At 73.5% G+C, this 17,491-nt stretch carries 15 protein-coding genes and 1 tRNA gene; 7 read left to right on the plus strand and 9 right to left on the minus strand.

The window, feature by feature from the left end:
- Nucleotides 1–48: 48 nt before the first annotated feature.
- Complete coding sequence (locus tag ANAE109_RS06095; RefSeq protein ID WP_011985514.1) at nt 49–702, plus strand: hemolysin III family protein; 654 nt, start codon at nt 49–51, stop codon at nt 700–702.
- A gap of 19 nt (nt 703–721) precedes the next feature.
- On the opposite strand, the gene ANAE109_RS06100 is transcribed toward ANAE109_RS06095, so the two are convergent.
- Both ANAE109_RS06100 and ANAE109_RS06105 read right to left on the minus strand, forming a co-directional pair.
- Nucleotides 722–1,729: an ATP/GTP-binding protein gene (locus tag ANAE109_RS06100; RefSeq protein ID WP_011985515.1), complete on the minus strand. Its 1,008-nt coding sequence runs from the start codon at nt 1,727–1,729 to the stop codon at nt 722–724.
- Between the two features lie 81 nt (nt 1,730–1,810).
- A complete protein-coding gene (locus ANAE109_RS06105) occupies nt 1,811–2,482 on the minus strand; it encodes an HAD family hydrolase (protein WP_011985516.1) in 672 nt (223 codons plus the stop codon).
- 122 nt (nt 2,483–2,604) lie between these two features.
- On the opposite strand from ANAE109_RS06105, the gene ANAE109_RS06110 reads away from it, so the two are divergent.
- From ANAE109_RS06110 to ANAE109_RS06125, 4 genes are all read left to right on the plus strand, one after another.
- Entirely contained in the window at nt 2,605–3,921 is a 1,317-nt protein-coding gene (locus ANAE109_RS06110) for a bifunctional ornithine acetyltransferase/N-acetylglutamate synthase (RefSeq protein ID WP_011985517.1), read from the plus strand.
- A gap of 146 nt (nt 3,922–4,067) precedes the next feature.
- A complete protein-coding gene (locus ANAE109_RS23290; RefSeq protein WP_143827909.1) occupies nt 4,068–4,655 on the plus strand; it encodes a hypothetical protein in 588 nt (195 codons plus the stop codon).
- Nucleotides 4,656–4,693: 38 nt separating this feature from the next.
- A tRNA-Cys gene (locus ANAE109_RS06120) sits at nt 4,694–4,765 on the plus strand.
- 278 nt (nt 4,766–5,043) lie between these two features.
- Complete coding sequence (locus tag ANAE109_RS06125; RefSeq protein WP_011985519.1) at nt 5,044–6,114, plus strand: class I SAM-dependent methyltransferase; 1,071 nt, start codon at nt 5,044–5,046, stop codon at nt 6,112–6,114.
- A 19-nt stretch (nt 6,115–6,133) separates the two neighbouring features.
- Here ANAE109_RS06125 and ANAE109_RS06130 read toward each other — a convergent pair whose 3' ends face one another.
- From ANAE109_RS06130 to ANAE109_RS06140, 3 genes are all read right to left on the minus strand, one after another.
- Entirely contained in the window at nt 6,134–7,120 is a 987-nt protein-coding gene (locus tag ANAE109_RS06130) for a bifunctional 2-polyprenyl-6-hydroxyphenol methylase/3-demethylubiquinol 3-O-methyltransferase UbiG (RefSeq protein WP_011985520.1), read from the minus strand.
- 350 nt (nt 7,121–7,470) lie between these two features.
- Complete coding sequence (locus ANAE109_RS06135; RefSeq protein WP_011985521.1) at nt 7,471–8,160, minus strand: hypothetical protein; 690 nt, start codon at nt 8,158–8,160, stop codon at nt 7,471–7,473.
- A gap of 137 nt (nt 8,161–8,297) precedes the next feature.
- Nucleotides 8,298–8,552 carry an acyl carrier protein gene (locus ANAE109_RS06140; protein ID WP_011985522.1) on the minus strand — a complete coding sequence of 85 codons (255 nt, stop codon included), beginning with the start codon at nt 8,550–8,552 and terminating at the stop codon, nt 8,298–8,300.
- A 330-nt stretch (nt 8,553–8,882) separates the two neighbouring features.
- Here ANAE109_RS06140 and ANAE109_RS23995 point away from each other — a divergent pair, with 330 nt between their 5' ends.
- Nucleotides 8,883–9,554, plus strand: a complete 672-nt coding sequence (locus ANAE109_RS23995) for a 4Fe-4S binding protein (protein ID WP_011985523.1) — start codon at nt 8,883–8,885, stop codon at nt 9,552–9,554.
- Nucleotide 9,555: 1 nt separating this feature from the next.
- Here the strand turns inward: ANAE109_RS23995 and ANAE109_RS25220 are convergent, their stop codons facing one another.
- Nucleotides 9,556–9,729, minus strand: a complete 174-nt coding sequence (locus ANAE109_RS25220; RefSeq protein WP_158305870.1) for a hypothetical protein — start codon at nt 9,727–9,729, stop codon at nt 9,556–9,558.
- A 116-nt stretch (nt 9,730–9,845) separates the two neighbouring features.
- On the opposite strand from ANAE109_RS25220, the gene ANAE109_RS06155 reads away from it, so the two are divergent.
- Nucleotides 9,846–10,160, plus strand: a complete 315-nt coding sequence (locus ANAE109_RS06155) for a hypothetical protein (protein WP_011985524.1) — start codon at nt 9,846–9,848, stop codon at nt 10,158–10,160.
- A gap of 6 nt (nt 10,161–10,166) precedes the next feature.
- On the opposite strand, the gene ANAE109_RS06160 is transcribed toward ANAE109_RS06155, so the two are convergent.
- Genes ANAE109_RS06160 through ANAE109_RS06170 form a run of 3 tightly spaced genes read right to left on the minus strand, consistent with a single transcriptional unit; the run spans nt 10,167 to nt 17,490 of the window.
- Nucleotides 10,167–11,210 carry an NAD-dependent epimerase/dehydratase family protein gene (locus ANAE109_RS06160; RefSeq protein WP_011985525.1) on the minus strand — a complete coding sequence of 348 codons (1,044 nt, stop codon included), beginning with the start codon at nt 11,208–11,210 and terminating at the stop codon, nt 10,167–10,169.
- Nucleotides 11,207–15,880, minus strand: coding sequence for an AMP-binding protein (locus ANAE109_RS06165; RefSeq protein WP_011985526.1), 4,674 nt, complete (start codon nt 15,878–15,880; stop codon nt 11,207–11,209). The genes ANAE109_RS06160 and ANAE109_RS06165 overlap by 4 nt, the downstream gene beginning before the upstream one ends.
- Entirely contained in the window at nt 15,877–17,490 is a 1,614-nt protein-coding gene (locus tag ANAE109_RS06170) for a lactate racemase domain-containing protein (protein ID WP_011985527.1), read from the minus strand. The genes ANAE109_RS06165 and ANAE109_RS06170 overlap by 4 nt, the downstream gene beginning before the upstream one ends.
- Between the last annotated feature and the right edge of the window lies 1 nt (nt 17,491).

Here is a 17,491-nt window from a genome sequence, read left to right on the forward strand (position 1 = left end):
ACGGGGGTGACCTCGCGGCGACAGGATCACCCCGAACCCGGGAGCATCATGATCGACTCCACCGTCTCGACCCCCGCGAAGCCGCTCCTGCGTGGGGTCTCCCACGAGGTCGCGGCCGGGGTGGCGCTCGCCGCCTGGATCGCGCTCGCGCTCGTGGCGCCGTCCGCCCGCGCCCGCGTCGCCGCGAACGTGTACGGCGCCAGCCTCTTCTCGCTCTTCGCGGTGAGCGCGCTCTACCACCGGCCGACCTGGCCGGCGCGCGCGCGGCTCTGGATGCGGCGGCTCGACCACTCGGCGATCTTCCTCCTCGTCGCCGGAACCTACACGCCCTTCTGCCTGGTGCTCGGCGGTGCGCGGGGCGAGGCGCTCCTCGCCGTGGTCTGGGGTGGCGCGGCGATCGGCGTCCTGCAGTCGGTGCTCTGGGTGCGCGCGCCCAAGGCGCTCGTGGCGGCCGTGTACGTCCTGCTCGGCTGGGCGATCCTCCCGGTGCTGCCCGCCCTGAGCGCGCGCCTCGGCCCGGCCGCGGTGGCGCTCCTCGCGGCGGGAGGGATCGCCTACAGCCTCGGCGCGGTCGTCTACGCGCTCCGGCGGCCCGACCCGTTCCCGCGGGTGTTCGGGTACCACGAGGTCTTCCACGCCCTGGTGGTGGTGGCCGCCGGCCTGCACCTCGCCGTGGCGGCGCGCGCGATCCTGGCGCTGTAGCGCGGGCGCTGGCCCGCGCTCAGCTGCGCTCGGCCTTCACCTTCGCCGCGACGAGCAGGTACAGGGCGAAGAGCGCGTCACGCTCCGTGACTGCGGCGTCCGGCTTCGCCGCGATGCGCGAGAGCCGCAAGATCTCGCTCGACGCGAGCCCGAGCCCGGCGGCCGCCGCGCGCCCCTCCTCCGCCGGCACCCGCGCCAGCACGGCGGCGACCCCCTCGGCGGCGAGGCGCGCGGCTTCGCCGTAGGTGCGCTCGCGCAGCGCGTGCTCGGTCGCGGAGATGGCGTCGCCGTCCCCGGGGAAGAGCCGGGCGAACGACAGCGGGACCAGGGCCCCCGGATCCCGGGGCGCGCCGGACGCCTCGGCGGCGGCGGAGAGCTGGGAGGCGAGCTCCGAGCCGCCGCCGGAGAGCTCGAGCGGTCGCGGCGCGGCGCGGGGGGCCGGCTGCCGCGCCCGCAGATCCCTCACGACGAGGCGGGTGATCTCCCTCAGCGCGGCGAGCACGCCCACCCCGCGGCTGGCGATCGACTCGACCTCCGGGACCCGGTGCGGGTTCAGCGCCGCCCGCAGCTCGGGGAGGGGCAGCGCGCCGGGCAGATCGCGCTTGTTGTACTGGTGCACGTGCGGGAACTCGGCGAGCGGGATGCCCAGCTCGGCGAGGTTCGCCTCCAGGTTCGCGAAGGACTCCGCGTTGGAGTCCCGGGCGGCCGGCTGCGAGTCCGCGACGAACACCACGCCGTCCGCGCCGTTCAGGACGAGCTTGCGGGTGGCGTCGTAGAACACCTGGCCCGGCACCGTGTAGAGCTGGAGCCGCAGGGTGAGCCCGCGCACGTGCGCGATCTCCAGCGGCAGGAAGTCGAAGAACAGGGTGCGATCGCCCTCGGTCGCGAGCGACACCAGCTGGCCGCGCGTCTCCGGACGCACGCTCGCGTGGATCTGCTGGAGGCTCGTGGTCTTGCCGGAGAGGCCAGGGCCGTAATAGACGATCTTGGCCGAGATCTCCCGGGCGAGCGGGTTCACCGTGGACACGGCGGCATCATAGCCGCGCGCGATCGGGCAGGCGACTTCGCCGAGCGCCGCGCTCGCGCGGGCCGCGCGAACGCGAGCCGTTCACCGTGCGAGGAGCGCGTCCACCACCGCGACGAGGTCCGGGCCCTGCGCGTCGGGCGGGCCCATCGCCGGGTGGAAGCGCCGCTCGAGCCGCGCGCTCCAGCCGCCCACGAGCCCCGCGCGGCGCGCGCCCTCGACGTCCCAGGCGTGCACCGCGACGAGGGCGAGCCGCGCCGGAGGGTGGCCGAGCGACCGCGCCGCGTGCAGGTAGATCTCGCGCGCCGGCTTGTAGCGCCGGATCTCGTCGACGCCCATGACGCGCGCGACCTGCCCGAGGAGGCCGGCGCGCTCCAGCAGCCCGCGGGTCGCCTCCACGCCGCCGTTCGAGAGCGTCGCGATGGGCACGCCGGCGTCGGCGAGCCGGCGGAACGCGGGCGCGACGTCCGGCGCGGGATCGAGGGTCTCGAAGCCGTCGAGCACCGCCTCGACGGCGGGACGCTCGATCGGCCGGCTCCGCTGCGCGAGCAGCACCTCGAGCGCGCCGCCGGCGATCTCGCGGAAGGGGCGGAAGGTCCCGCTCGCGTCCAGGGCGAAGGCGTCGCGCAGGATGCGCGTGAACCAGGTGTCGAGGTCGATGGGCGCGAGCCCGAGGGCGGCGAGCCGCGGGCGCAGGGGATCGAGCGGGAACAGCGTCTCGATGACGTCGAAGATCACGGCGGCGGGGCGGGCCATGGCCGGTCCCTACGCTCCGCCCCCCGCCGGCGCAAGGCGCCCGCGGGGGCCGGCGAACGAGGCCGGCCGGAGCGGATCGCGGCACGTTGACGCCGCGCCGCGGAACGGCGAAAAGGCGGGCCATGCCGTCCACCTCGCTCACCTTCGCGAGCCGCGCCGAGCACCGCGCCTGGCTCGAGGCGCAGTCTGCCCTGCCCGCGGGCTTCTGCATCGGGACCACGAGCTTCGAGTTCGTCCCGCTCGAGGTCTCGAAGCCCGGCCGGATGAAGCTCACGCTCATCGCGCTCGACCGTCCGACCTCGGCCTTCGCCGCGAAGTTCACCCGGAACGCCTTCCCGGGCGCGCCGGTGATCGTCGGCAAGCGGCGCCTCGAAGGGCCGACGCTGGGCGGCATCGTGGTGAACACCAAGATCGCCAACGTCTGCGCGGCGGGTGGGGTCGAGGCGGCGGAGCGCCTCAGCGCCGAGGCGGCGCGGCTCATCGGGATCGCGCCGGAGGAGATCCTCCCTTCGTCCACCGGCGTCATCGGCTGGCGGCTCCCGGTGGAGCGCATGATCGCGGCGCTCCCCGAGGCCGCGTCCTCGCTCCAGTCGCGCACCATCCTGCCCGCCGCCGAGGCGATCACGACGACCGACCTCTACCCCAAGGTGCGCCGCGCGCCGCTGGGGGAGGGGACGCTCGTCGGCATCGCCAAGGGCGCGGGCATGATCGAGCCGAACCTCGCGACCATGCTCGTATACCTCCTCACCGACGCGGACGTGACGCGCGAGGCGCTGCGCGACGCGCTCGACGCGGCCGTGGAGGTGAGCTTCAACTGCATCTCCGTGGACACGGACACGAGCACCTCCGACTCCGTCGTGCTCGTCTCCTCGCGGCGCAGGCCCGCGCCGCCGCCCGGCGCGCTCGCCGCGGCGCTCGCCCAGGTGTGCGGCGACCTCGCCGAGGACGTGGTGCGGAACGGCGAGGGCGTTCACCACGTGATGCGCGCGAGCGTCACCGGCGCCCGCTCGTTCGAGGAAGCGCGCGCCTTCGGCAAGGCGGTCGTGAACTCCCCGCTCCTCAAGGCGGCGGTCAACGGCAACGACCCGAACGTCGGGCGGCTGCTCTGCGCGGTCGGCAAGCTCGCCGGCGCGGAGGGGATCCCCCTCGACCCGGCGCGCGTCACGATGCGGGTCGGCGACGACGTCGTGCTCGAGGGCGGAGAGATGCGGCTCGATCCCGCCAAGGAGCAGCGCCTCGTCGCCCATCTGAAGTCGGCCGAGATGTACGCGAGCGTGCCGTCGGCCGACGGGCTCTTCCGGCCGCCCGTCGACTACCCGCCGCACGAGCGACGGGTGGAGATCGCGATCGATCTCGCGATGGGCGGCGCTGCGTGCGCGGTCCTCGGCGCGGACCTCACGCACGAGTACGTGACGGAGAACGCGGACTACCGGAGCTGAGCCTCGCGACCGGCCGCCGCGAGGCCCCACCGGACGCGCGACGCCCCGTCGATCTCGCGGTCCTCTCCGCCGTTCGGGCCTCCCGCCGCGGCACCGTGCGTGCACGAGGCCCCGCGCGCGAGCGCGCGCGGGAGGCGACGATGAAGGTGACGGAGAGCTCCGAGACGGCCCGGAACGCGCGCCGCATGGGTGAGGGCCGCTTCGGCGAGGCGCTTCGCGGCGCGCGACACGGCCCCGGCCGGCGCTCGCCAGGAGCGGCGGCGGGCCGTGGCGCCGCCGCTTCGCCCGTCCAGGCGCTGGGGAGCCGCCGGGCGATGGCGGACCGGGCCTCCGGCGTCCTGCGCGAGCGGCGCGGCCTCTTCGGCGACGCCGAGCGCCGAGCGCAGCCGCCGGTCCCGGCCCCGCCTGCTTCGCCGCCGTCCACCGCGCGCGTCGACTCCGCCCCGGAGCTGCGCGCCCTGGTCCGCACCCTCCCGCTCGCCATCGAGGCGGCGCGGGTGCGGGAGGGGGCGCCGCTGTCCCTGGCCCTCGGGCGCGCGCTCTCGGTGGATCTGCGCCGCGGCGCGGAGGGGCTCGAGGTGGTGCTCCGTCCCGACGCCGCGCTCGGGCGCGCAGCGGACGCCGAGCTCCCCGCGCTCGTCGCCGCGCTGCGCGAGCGCGGCATCGCCGTGGCGCGCGCCGAGGTCCGAGCCCAGCCGAACGGCAACCCGCCCGCCAGGCGCCCCCCGCGTTGACGCCGTCCCGGGCCTCCGCTACAAAGGCGCGTCGTCACGGCACCGTCGCCAAGTGGTAAGGCCCGGGTCTGCAAAACCCGTATTCGGCGGTTCGAATCCGCCCGGTGCCTCTCTCGTTTTCGGTGATTACACGCGGCCCTGCGGGACGCGGCAGCGGGTCTCGGGCTCCGAGGCCGACGCCGCTCGATGATTCGTCGCGCAGCGCCTCGGCGGCGTCACGCAGGCTGCGACCGCCGGCGATCTCGCACCGGCTCCGCCGACTCCGCCCCTGGACGTAGAGGGAAGGGCGACGCGAAGGGCCCGACCGGGACTCGCGCGCTCGCCCCACGGGGCGCCACCCGAGCGGCGCATCCACCCGCCATCGGCGCCGGAGCGTAATCTTGCTCGCATGAGCCTCGCTGCCACGGCAAGAGTCGCCGCGAAGTGGTCGACGCTGGAGCCGGACGTCACGAAGACGTACTTCGGGTTTCCTCCACTTCGTCGCCATCTCATCAGCCTCGGATTCGGCGATACGGTCGCGGAGCGGCACAAGGACAACCGGAACTGGGCCGAGGACATCTTCGTCGAGACGTACGCGCCGAGCAGGCCGGTGAAGAGCATCCTGAGCCTGTGCTGCGGGTTTGGAGCGGTCGAGCAGTACTTCGTGCGGCGGCTCGGAACCGTGACTCGCGCGGTGGGGATCGACGTCGCCGTGGGCGCTCTCGAGACCGCCCGGGCACGCGCTGCCGCCGCGGGACTCCAGGACGTCATCACGTACGAGCAGGCCGACCTCAACCGTTACGAGTTTGGCGAGCGCCAGTTCGACCTCGTCATCGCGAACGGAGCGCTCCACCACCTGGTGAACCTCGAGCACGTCCTCACCGGCATCCGGCGGGCTCTCGCGCCAGGCGGGATCCTCTACGCGAACGAGACGGTCGGCCCCTCGTACCAGGATCACCCTCCACGTCAGCTCGAGCTCATCAACGCCGTCGCCTACCTCGTGCCGCCCGATCTTCGCGCGCGAAGACCGTTCATGGCGCACGCGACGTACTCCGCGATCGCGGCGCACCTGATGTTGGACCTCGCCCGAGGTCGAGCGCGGGTCGACGAGACGCATTTCGAGGGGTGGAAACGTCGCGTCGCCGCGATCGTGCGGCGCGTGTCTCCGATGGCATCCACCTTCGACTTTGCGCCGTTGCACAGGTCTCAGAAGAAGCGCCTCGTACGGAAGGACCCCTCGGAAGGAGTGCGCTCGGGCGAGATCATCGATGTGATGCGCCACGTCTTCGGGGAGATCCAGGTGCACCCCTATGGAGGCGCGATCCTCACGTACGCGCTCGACGTCGGCTTCTTCACGCGGTTCGACGCGACGAACGCGGCTCACCGCGAGCTGCTGGACCTTCTGTGCCGGATCGAGGCGACGCTGATGTCGATCGATGCGGTCGGGACGGAGCACGCGATCCTCGTCGCGCGCACGTAACCGCCACGCCCGCGGCGGCTCACCCGGCGATGGGCTTCACCGCCACCACGCACACGCCCGGCGAGACGTTGATCCAGCCGGCGGTGATCCGATCGAGCCATCCCGCCGCCCCGTACACGAGCCGGGAGTAGAGCGGATACCCGCTGCTCGGCGCGGTGGTCGCGCCCGACCGGACCTCCGCCACGCGAAAGCCGATCCGCGTCAGGACGCGCGCGAGCGTGTGCACCGTCATCGAGTGGAACTGGTCCTGCAGCACGTGCGACAGCGCGCGATCCCGGCGCGGCCCCGGCGGCGTGATCGCGCGCAGGATCCCCTCGAGGCGACGCTTGTTGGTGGTGCGTATGGCCAGCGCTCCGCCCGGGTGGAGCAGCTCGAAGGCGCGCTGCAGGTGCCGGAACGGGTGCCACACGTAGTAGAGCACGTCGTTGGAGGCGATCGCGTCGAGTGAGCCAGCGGGCAGGTCCAGCGTCTCGAGCTCCCACCCGAGGTGGGTGACGAAGCCCTTGGCGCGGGTCAGCTCGACGGCGGTCCTGAACGCGTCCGCCCCGACGGCGTTCCACCCGCGGGCGCGCGCCATCTCGAGGAACGTCCCGAAGTTCGATCCGTAGTCGAGCAGCGCCCCCTTGCGCGCCGCGTGCGTCGCGAGCGCGTCGAGCAACGCCTCCTGCGAGGCGACCTTGCGGCGAGCGTAGTCCGCGGCGTGACGGGGATCGTTGTAGCTCGTCGTCTCCCAGTTGCGCGCGATCTGCGCCGGCGTCGGGTGCGGCCAGCCGAACCAGCTCCGGCAGCTGCCGCACTCCCACCACTCGACCTCGACGGCGGCGGCTCCGTGCTGGCGATAACGTTGAGTGAACCCGGCGCTCCTCACGGGGCCGCTCGCGTTGCACACGTGGCAGTCGCGCGAGAGGAGGCGGGTGCTCTCGCGCGATCGGCGCGCGCGCGGCGCGCCACGAAGGGCGTCTCGCCCGGCGACGAGAGGGGCCGACACCGGGATGCGATTGTCCACCCAAGTCTCCCGCATGGACGACAGCCGGCGCCAAATCTAACCGAGGGCCCTCGCCCGCGGAACCCGACTCCTACGGAGCCCTGAAGGCGAGGCCTACCCTTCTCGGACCACGCCGCGGCGACGATTGAGAGTCCGTCCCATGAGAAGGCGGCGCGGGACCGTGGTGCCCGGACGAGGCGATCGGCGGACCGCCAGGCTCACCCCCCCCGTTCACCCGCGGCGGAGGCTCGCGCGCGCAGCGACCGGGATCGCGGCCGCTCGGAGGAGGAGGCCTCGGCCGCTCGGTCGCCGTCGTTGCGGCGCCGCTCTCCCGTTCGCCGCCGACGCCCCCCGGTGCGGGGACGAGCGGATCAGCCGGCGTGGGCGGAGGAGCGTCGCGGCGCCGCGGCGGCGGCCTGCGGTCCGATGGTGCCCCACGTCCCGCCGGCGAGGTGAACTCCGGTGATCAGCTGCTCGATCCGGAACCCCAGCCCGAAGTACGAGTTGAGCGAGGCGACGTTGTCCTTGCTGACGTACGCCTTGCAGATCTGGAACCCCTCCCGCATGGCGACGCTGATCGTCGCGTGATTGACCGTGGGGAAGAGCCCGAGTCCCCTGAAGGCGGGAAAGATGAAGATGTTCTCGATCATCACCTGATGCTCGCTCAGGAGATAGCGCCGGCGCCGGAGGTACTTCTCGAGCAGCGGATTGTCCGCGGGCCGGATCAGCCACTGCAGCGAGACGATCTGCCTCGCCCTGTTCCTCCCGACGTGGCAGCTCGAGAACCCGTGGCGATAGAACAGGAGCCGGGCGACGAGCTCCGTGCGCGAGCGAGCGTCTTGCGCGGGGAGGCCCTGCAGGATCTCCTCGAAGTCGCCCTCCGTCGCCAGCGCGAAGTCGATGTCGGTCCGGATCCGTGGGAAGCGAAGACGGTTCATCGGCACCGTCAGGTAATAGACGTGCTCCACGGAGAGGAGCTTCCTCAGGAGGTGCAGCGCGGGCAGCCTGAGCCCCAGGGTGGAGGCCACGAGCCGGTATTCGTCGAGTGAACGGAGCGGCATGGCAGCACGGCAGCGCGACGTCTCAGCGGCGCCTCTCCGCCCACCTGGAGGTTCCTGAGATCGCGACTACCAGGCTATGGCGGGATCGTGCGCGGGTCGCAATCCAGGCTCGCGATCCCGTCCGGAGCCCGGCCGGATCACCCGACGGCCGCCTGTCGCTTGCGCGCGACGAACGCGGCGATCCTGCCGATCGACTCGAGGTTCTCGGGGGTCATCTCCTCGTCGTCGATGCGGATGGCGAACTCCGTCTCGACGAACGCGATCATCTCGAGCATGCCGGTGGAGTCGATGACGCCGCTGGTCACCAGCAGGCTGTCGTCCGCGAGCTCCGACGGGTCGCTCACGTAGAAGTTCTCGACGATGAACTGCCTCACCCGCTCCCTGACCGTCATCTCGACCTCGTGCGTCCCGCGTCCACGGAAGGGCGCCCTGGGCGACGTTCGGGTCGAGGGACGGAACCGCCCGGGCCTCGGACCGAACTGAGCCACAAGTATCCGTCCCCTTGCGAGTAGGAGGTATCCGGAGAGGAGGGTCGGCGCCAGAAGTGGTCCGGAGCGAAGCTCCGGCGGGGAGGTGGTCACCGGGTCGAGCCCGTCCGGTGCCCCTCTCGAAGCCAGGCTCTCGAGCGGGCACGGTAAACTCATGGGGAGAGCCCAGCGGAGGGGGGGCGGGGACGTCCGTCGCCCAGGCAGGCGATCATCGCGGGTGGAGGTCGGATCCAGGTGCTCCCGAGAGCCGAGCGCGAACGAGTCGCGGGGTCAGGCGATGCCAGCGCGCCGCGCCTCCGGATCGCGGCCGCTGGCCGGCCGTTCGAGGATGCGGGGTGCGCCGGCTGCCGCCACCTCGCGCTGCTGCGCGCGCTACGGCGCGCGGGGCTGGTGCTGCAGGGCGGCCTCGGGTGCGCTCCCCGCGTCGCTCCCGATCCGCAGACGCCGCCCGGGCGAGCCGTGCGCGTCGCGGGTGCGGTCGAGGTACTCGTCCGGGCCGAGGCGCTGGCGGTCGAAGGCCGCGCCGTGGCGCTGCTCGCCGTCGTGGATCGCGGCCCGCATCGCGCTCCGGCCGTGGAGCGCGCGCTGGCGGCGGCAGGAGCACGCGTGCTGCGCGTACCCTCGGATGCGAGCGCGGCGGAAGCCGAGCGGGTCGTGTCCGAGGCCCTCGCGCACTCCCCCGCGGCGCTGGTCGCGCTCGCCGAGTGCGCTCGGCGCGAGCCCCGACGGCCCCCGTTCGCGATCCTCTCCGCTCGCTGCAATCGCTGCGGGCGCTGCCTGGATCTGGGCTGCGCCGCGATCTCCGACCCGGGCGGCGAGGCGCTCGAGGTCGATCGCGCGAGCTGCATCGGCTGCGGCCGGTGCGTCGCGCTCTGCCGTGGCGGCGCCATCCGGCGGCCGGGGTGAATCAGCCGCGCGGCGGAAGCAGGGTCGGCTGGTTCCTGCCACCGTCCCCGAGCGGGGTCCGCTCCTGCTCCGGCTCCGGCCGCGGCTCCTCGCCGGTGCGGCGCTTCTCCGGGTCCGGCGGCGCGCCGGGGTGCTTGTCGGTCTCGGGGGCGTTCGGCTCGGGGTCGACGGGCACGGCTCCCTCCTCGAGGCAAACCTGCGGCCGGCCAGGAAGGGAGGCCAGCCCGGCCGGGCGCAGGGGCGCAGGCGGTGCGGCTTGTCGCGCGACGCCCGGCCGGTTAGGCGAGGAGCGTGGCGACCGAGATCTGCCAGTACTGCGGCGTCGACCTCGACGAGCTCGAGCCGCGGCGCGAGACGGGCTGGGTCTACGGGGTGGAGTGCAGCCGCTGCCCGCCGGAGCTCCGGCGCTCGCAGGTGCTCGCGCGACACGAGCGGACGTCCGAGCTCGCCTGCCCGCAGTGCGGCGCGCGGCTCGCGCCGGCGGAGCAGCACCCTGACGTGCTGGTGGTGAAGGAGCTCACCTACGAGGTGTGCGCCGCGTGCGGCGAGCGCTGCGGCGTCGCGTCGGTGCGCAAGGTGCGGGACGTGTCCGGCGGGACGATGTAGCGGGCGTCAGCGCTCGCCGTCGCGGGGGGCCGGCGCGCCGGCGAGCTCGGCGACCGTCCGGGGCCGGCCGCGCGCGCGGACGTGCTCCTCGAGCCAGCGCACCGTGTCGAACAGCGTCTCCTGCGCGTCGCGGGCGGTGAAGCCGAGCTCGGCCTCCGCCTTCGAGGAGGCGCAGTACCAGAAGTGCTCGCCCATCTCGACGGAGCGCGGGTCGAGCGGCGTCTCGCTGCCGCGCCACGCGTGGAGCCTCTCGAGGAGGCGGGCGCCGACGACGTTCACGTCGGTCGGGAGCCGCACGCGCGGCGCCGAGACGCCCGTGAGCCGCTCGAGCCGGCCGAAGAAGTCGCGGAACGTCATGTTCGCGCCGCCGAGCAGGTAGCGCTCCCCTGGCCGGCCGCGCGAGAGCGCCGCCGCGAACGCGCGCGCGGCGTCGCGCACGTCCACGAACGAGAGGCCGCCCGACGGCATCGCGGGGATGCGGCGCTCCAGGAACTTGAAGACGACGTCGGTCGAGGAGAGGCGCGCGTCGCCCGGTCCGAGGAGGAGCGACGGGTTCAGCACCACGACCGGGAGGCCGGCCTCGGCGTGGAACCGCAGGGCCGCCTTCTCCTGGTAGATCTTCGACAGGTAGTACGGCCAGCCCGCGACCAGCGCGATGGGGTGGTGGTCCGCCTCGGTCGCGACGCGCTCCTCGCGCGAGACGGCGACCGTGCCGGAGGACGAGGCGAGCACCACCCGCTTCGTCCCGGCGGCCACGCACGCCTCGAGGAGGCGTCGGGTCCCCTGCACGTGCAGCTCGTAGAGCGCGCGGGGCTCCGCGGGATCGAAGTCCACCTGGCCCGCGAGGTGGTACACCGCGTCGACGCCGCGGACCGCCTCCCGCACCGCGCCCTCGTCGGCGAGCGAGGCCCGCACGACCTCCGCGCCCAGCCGCTCGGCGCCGGGTGCGGCGGAGCGCTGCAGGAGCCGGAGGCGGTGGCCCTCCGCGGCGAGGAGGGGGACGAGCGTCGCGCCGAGGAAGCCGGTCGCGCCGGTGACGAGGACGTTCACGGTTCCTCCTTTCGGCGCTTCGTGCGGGGTCGCGTGGTCGTGGCGGTCCCTCGACTCCGCGTCTCCGCTGGCGCGAAGACGCTACGCTCGGGATGACCGGCCTCGGGAGATCCAGCCCTTTGACTTCGCGCCGCGGCTGACGCCGAGTCGCTACGCTCGCCGGCCTCAGGAGATTGGGTCGAGGTCGAGGTCGGCGTCGGCGTCGAGCTCGAGGTCGCGCGCGCCCCCCTCGACGCCGCGCGGAGCGCCCGAACGGCGTCCTCGATGACCTGCGTCGCGGCCTTGTAGCCCTCGCTGCGCGCCAGGCCGGCGACGCGGCCCCGCAGCTCCGCGACCGGGATGGGGGGGCCGAAGCGCACCTCCAGATCCGCCGCGCGCGGCACGTTGCGGCCGGGGGGGAGGGCGTCGAAGGTGCCGGCGAGGTGCACCGGGAGCACGTCCACGTTGCACTGGAGGGCGAGGTAGCCCGCGGTCGGGAAGAACGGCTGCAGCTCGCCGTCGCGGCTGCGCGTGCCCTCGGGGAAGATGAGCAGGTGGTAGCCGCGGCGCAGCGCCTCGGCGGCCGCCTTGAGGCTCGCCTTCAGGGACCCCTCCCGCTCCATCGGGATGAGGTTCGTGAAGTTCTCGAAGTAGGCGCGCTTCACGCGCGTGTCGAAGAAGTAGTCGCGCGCGGCGAGCGCGGCGAGGCGGCGTCCCTCCTCGCCGAGCGCCACCTTCACGAGCCCCATGTCCAGGTGGCTCGCGTGGTTCGCGACGACGAGCACGTTCCGGTCGTGCGGGACGTTGGCGGCGCCGACCACCTTCGCGTCGTACAGCCCGTGGTACAGCGCCCGCTGCCCCAGCCCGAGCAGCCGCCGCCCGAGCTTCGCGATCGTCGCGGGGACCGGGATCTCCTCGTCGCTTGCGGGCTGCGCGGCCGGCGCTCGCTCCGGCTCCGGCGCGTGGCGGCGCGCCGCCGAGGCGACCACGCGCGCCAGCTCGCCGACGGTCTGCACGTCCTGCAGGTGCTCGGCCGTGGACGCCGGGACGCCGGTCTCCTCGAGGGCGGCGGCGAGCTCGGTGAGCATCAGGCTGTCGAAGCCGAGGTCCGTCGCCAGGCGCGACTCGTGGGTCACCTCCGACCGCGGGCGGCGCGACACCTCGGCGAGGAGGTCGAGCAGCCAGCCGTCGCCCGCGCCGCGCTCCATCGCCGCCTCGCGCGCGCGCCGCCCCTTCTGCGCGGCGGCCTCGAGCCGGAGCAGCTCCTCGCGCACGAGGCCGCGCTTCACCTTGCGCGTCGCGGTCTTCGGCAGCTCGGCGTCCACGACGTGCCAGACCTTGACGCGCTTCGCGAAGGGGAGCGTCGCCGACACCGCCCGGACGTGCGCCTCGAGGCGGGCGCGCACCTCCTCGCGATCGTCCTCCCCGTACTCGGGCACGAGGATCATGGCGACCTTCTCGCCGGTGCCGTCGGGGAGGCCCACGACGCAGAGCTCCTTCACGAGCTCCGGCTCGCGGTACGCCTCCTCGATCTCGTCGGGATAGACGTTCTTCCCGTTGGCGTCGATGATGACGTCCTTCTTGCGGCCGACGAGGGTGAGGTTCCCCTTCTCGTCCAGCTTCCCGAGGTCGCCGGTCCGGAGCCACCCGCCGTCGAGCACCTGCCCGGTCTGCTCCGGGTCCACCCCCGCGTTCGCGCCGCCGCGCCAGTAGCCGAGCATGACGTTGGGCCCGCGGGCGAGCACCTCGCCGACTCCGTCCGCGTCCGGCTCGGCGATGCGAAGCTCCACCCCAGGCAGGGCCGGGCCGACGCTCCCCTCCGGCGACTCCTCGTGCGGCTGCGACACCGCGAGCACGGGGGCCGCCTCGGTGAGGCCGTAGCCCTCGTAGAGATCGAAGCCCAGCTCGCGGAACGCCTTCTGGACCTCCGGATCGAGCGCGGAGCCGCCGGAGACGAGCAGGCGCAGCCGGCCGCCGAAGCGGCGGTGCACCGGCCAGAAGAGGAGCTTGCCGAGGTTCAGCCCCAGCTCGGAGTCGCGCAGCGCCGCGTTCCCCTTCATGAGCGCGCGGAACGCGCCCTCGACGACGCCGGGCTTCGCCGCCAGCTCCTGCGTGATGCGACGGTGGAGCAGCGACCAGAGCGCCGGCACGCCGATCATCGCGGTGACGCGCCCGGAGGAGAGCGCCTCGGAGATGCGGTCCGAGGTGAGCTCGTCGAGGTACTCGATCTCCGCGCCGCGCGAGAGCGGCACGAGCAGCCCGCAGGTGAACTCGAACGTGTGGTGCAGCGGCAGCACCGACAGCATGCCGTCGCCGGGCCCGAGCTCGAACGTGCCGACGAGCTTCGCGACGAGGCTCGCGAAGTTCCGGTGCGAGAGCATGACGCCCTTGGGCGTGCCCGTCGTCCCGCTCGTGAAGATGAGCGAGGCGAGATCGTCCGGGCCGACCTTCGCGGCGGGGGCGCCCGCGGGCGCCGGTCCCCCCGCGAGGGCCTCGGCGAGCAGCGCCGCGCGCGCGCCCGGGACCGCGGCCGCCGCGAGCGCGGCGAGGCCCGGGCTGCGCTCCGCGGCGTCGTCGGAGAGGAGGGCCAGCCGCGCGCCGGCGGTGCGCCAGAGGTTCGCGAGCTCGCGCTCGGTGAGCTGCGGATCGACCGGCACCGCCGCCGCGCCGGCGCGGAGGATCCCGAAGTAGGCGACCGCCCACTCGGGCCGGTTCTCGCTCGCGAGCAGCACGCGATCGCCCCTGGCGACCCCGGCCGCGCGCAGGAACGCGGCGACCGCGCCGGCGCCGCGGCGCAGCTCGCCGTAGGTGAGCCGCGACTTCGCGGCGCCTTGCATCCGGAGCGCGACGCGGTCTTCCCAGCGCTCGCAGGCGGCGTCGAGGAGCTCGAGCAGATCGCGGTGGGCCTTCGGGGCGTGGACGCGCCTGTCGGACTCCTCCTCGAGTCCGGGGAACACCCACTCCTCCATGCCCTTCATGTGGACGTCGAGCCAGTACCGGCGCCAGTCGAGCGCCTCGGGGTCCCAGGGGATGCGCGCGCGGTCGGCGTCGCCGAGGCGCGCGTACAGCGCCCGGATGGCGGCGCAGCGGAACACGTACCGGTTGTCGCAGACGAACGGCAGGTAGAGCTCCCAGAGGTCCTTCGTCTGCTCGAGCCGGGCCTCGAGCTCGTCGAGGCTGTCGGAGAGCCCCTCGGCCAGGGCGGAGAGCCTCGGCGCGCCCCAGCGCGGCGAGGTCTCGCGCAGGAGCCGCTTCGCGCCGCGCGCGAGCGCGGAGAGGGCGGGGGTGCTCGCCGCCTCGTAGTGCGCGCGAGAGACGGAGTAGGGCTCGAGCCTGGAGAGGAGCCGGTTCCAGGTGCGGTTGCCCTCCTCTCGCTCGCGGAAGAAGCGACGCCGGTAGAGCGCGGTGAGCTCGACCGCCCGCCGCGCCCAGAGCGGGTTCACGTCGCCCGAGGCGAGGTGGTACACGCGGCCCGGGGGGCGCTCCGCGGCGGGGCGGGCCCGCACGGCGTCGCGCCGCTCCACGAGCTCGGCGGTCGCCGCGATCATCGCCGCCGCCACGAGATCGACCGGCACGACGTCGAGGATCGCCTTCTCGGCCGCGGGGAAGCTGCGGTGCCCCTTGAGCGCCATGAAGGCGAGCGGTGCGCTCGTCGTGAAGCCCTCGTTCCAGCCGGGGAACGGGAAGCGCAGCGCGCTCTCCACGATCGACGGGCGGACGATCGACCAGACCACGTCGCTGCCGGCGATGACCTGCTCGCCGAGCGACTTCGTGTACGTGTACGTGTTGGGCCAGCCCCAGTGGCGGGCGCGCGTCATCCCCGCCTCGACGAGCTGACCGGAGAGCCACAGCCGCCGCTCGCGGCCGATGGCGAGCCGGAGCGCCTTCTCGTCGCCCGCGCGGCCCTCGGCGCGGAGCCGCTCGACCGCGCGATCCCGGAACTGGGACTGGAGCACGCGATCGTCGGCGCGGGCCCGGAGCTCCTCGACGCGGCGGGTGGCGTCGGCGAGCTCGCTCTCGACGCCGAAGTCGGCCGCGTCGAGCGTGCCCGCCTTCGGGCGACCCTCCACGCCCTCGCGGCGCGGGAAGTAGCCGACCAGCTCCTCGTCCTCGTGCACGACGCCGTCGCGGTTGCCCGCGACGAAGCAGGTGGACACGTGCAGGAGCGCCGCGCCGGTGCAGCGGCAGAGCTCCACCGCGCCCCGCGGCCCGTGCACGTTCACCGCGAGCGCGAGCTCGAGCGAAGGGTCGAAGTCCACGAGGCCGGCGCTGTTGACGATCGCGTCGAGCCCTTCGAGGCGCGCGAGATCCGCCTCGGAGAGGCCGAGGAGCGGGTCCGTCACGTCGCCGGCGAGGGGGACGCACTTCTCGCGGAGGAACGCGTCGAACCCCGCGCCGTGACGTGCGCGGAGCGTGTCGAACGGCCGGCTCGGCGCCACCTTGTCGAAGAAGCGGGCCTCGGCGGTGCCGCCGGTGCCCGGACGGACCACCACGAACACCCGCCCGACGTCGGGGTAGCGGTCGAGCAGCATCGAGAGCGCGACCTTCCCGACGAAGCCGGTCGTGCCCGTGAGGAGGAGCTTGCGCCCCGCGAGCGCGCGGCCGACCTCGAGGGGAGGGGCGCCCGGCGAGGCGCGCCCGGGGGCGGGCGCGGGCGCGTGGCGGGCGGGGCTGTCGCGGCGCTCGGTCATCCGAGGTTCTGCGTCATGACGATGGGCGGGTGGTGGAGCAGCGCGATCTGCGCGCTGCGGCCGTGGATGGCGCGGGCCATGTCGATCGCCTCGGAGAGCGACTCCGCGTGATCCCAGCCCATCATCCGCGGGACGTGCGCGTTGTCCGCGCCGGCGGCGATCACCTTGCCGACGTGCTGGCGGCCGTTCTCGCCCCAGTACCACATGAAGAACGGGTGCGCGCCGTGGTACGCGTGGCCGGTCCGGTACATGTGCACGTACGTCGGGTTCTCGGCGAGCTCGCGCTCGTAGCGGGCCTCGAGCACCTGCGCGTCACGGGTCTCCGGCAGCAGCCGATGGAAGAACTCGATGTAGCTCGGGTGGTGCTCGGGATCGAACACGTCGGAGCACGGGTGCGTCACGATGAGCGTGCCGCCCTTCTTCACGAGCGGCTTGCCCCGGTAGAAGTTGAAGAAGTACCCGCAGGCCATCACCTGGACGAGCAGCGGGTTCAGGATGGAGTTCACGTTGTACGGCGAGACGTACGGGATCCCGTAGATGAGCACGTCGGCCTGGAAGTCCACGTCGACCGCGTACTGGGCCCAGCTCTTCTCGAGGATCTTCGCGTGCGTGGGCTCGGTCCTCCCCGCGTGCACCGCGATGACGTCGTACGGCGCCGGCACCGCCTGGAAGAGCTTGCGCTTCGCGACGGGCGGCAGCCGCTTGAGGGCCGCGCGCATCCCCGCGAGCTTGAGCCGATCGAGCTCGGTGTAGTCCTCCTCCCGCTTCATGAGGAACTCGAGCGGCCCGTCGAACATCCGGTTGTTGATGGTCGTCTCGATGTGGAAGACGTTCAGGTTCGCGTCGACGTAGCGGCCGATCCGGTCCACCGAGCGGTGCATCTCCGACCGCTCGGGATCCATGTACGAGTGGCTCTTGCGGATGTGGTGCGGCGTGTGGTGCGCCTTCACCCCCTCGTAGTTCGTGAGCCCGGTCGAGACCGACTTGTGGCCGCCGTCCATGGGGACGAGGTTCAGGTTCACGTAGATGAGGAGATCGGACTCCGCGGCGCGGCGGTTCACGATGACCTTCTCGCCGTGGGCGGTGGTGCCGAGGACCACGCAGCCCTCCGGGTCCTCCGCGTCGTGGTTGTAGTAGCGGTCGGGGTAGTAGGCGTCGAAGATGCGATCGCCCACCATGCGCCGCATCTCGTCCTCCGTCATGCGGCGGTGGAGCGCGATGGCGATGACGAGGTGCACGTCGTCGACGCCCGACTCCTCGAGCAGGGGCAGGATGACCTCGAGCACCTGCTGGCGCACGTCCGGCGTCCGCATGGGGGGCAGCGGCAGCGAGATGTCGTCGATGGCGACGGTGACGCGCATGCCGGGCTTCAGGAGGGCGTGGAGCGGGTCGCAGCCCTCCGGACGGTTGATGGCGCTGCGGATCGCCGCCTTCACGTTGGGCAGCCCCTCGAGCGGAGGCTTGGGATAGATGACGCGCGTGCCGACGGGGAGGTCCTCGAGCAGCAGGTCCTCCCCCGAGAAGAGCACCCGCGGCGGCGAGTCCGCGTCGATGGTGACGATCTGCTCGGTGGTCTCGTAGAAGCGCGCGAGGCTCTTCGGGTCACGCATG

Source organism: Anaeromyxobacter sp. Fw109-5, assembly GCF_000017505.1.
GTDB lineage: Bacteria > Myxococcota > Myxococcia > Myxococcales > Anaeromyxobacteraceae > Anaeromyxobacter.

Excerpts from the sequence above, each read along its gene's own strand:
- ANAE109_RS06170 (WP_011985527.1), bottom strand. The coding sequence starts at position 17,490 with ATGCGTGACCCGAAGAGCCTCGCGCGCTTCTACGAGACCACCGAGCAG.
- ANAE109_RS06125 (WP_011985519.1), top strand. The coding sequence starts at position 5,044 with ATGAGCCTCGCTGCCACGGCAAGAGTCGCCGCGAAGTGGTCGACGCTG.
- ANAE109_RS06095 (WP_011985514.1), top strand. The coding sequence starts at position 49 with ATGATCGACTCCACCGTCTCGACCCCCGCGAAGCCGCTCCTGCGTGGG.
- ANAE109_RS06105 (WP_011985516.1), bottom strand. The coding sequence starts at position 2,482 with ATGGCCCGCCCCGCCGCCGTGATCTTCGACGTCATCGAGACGCTGTTC.
- ANAE109_RS06110 (WP_011985517.1), top strand. The coding sequence starts at position 2,605 with ATGCCGTCCACCTCGCTCACCTTCGCGAGCCGCGCCGAGCACCGCGCC.
- ANAE109_RS06140 (WP_011985522.1), bottom strand. The coding sequence starts at position 8,552 with ATGACGGTCAGGGAGCGGGTGAGGCAGTTCATCGTCGAGAACTTCTAC.
- ANAE109_RS06135 (WP_011985521.1), bottom strand. The coding sequence starts at position 8,160 with ATGCCGCTCCGTTCACTCGACGAATACCGGCTCGTGGCCTCCACCCTG.
- ANAE109_RS06165 (WP_011985526.1), bottom strand. The coding sequence starts at position 15,880 with ATGACCGAGCGCCGCGACAGCCCCGCCCGCCACGCGCCCGCGCCCGCC.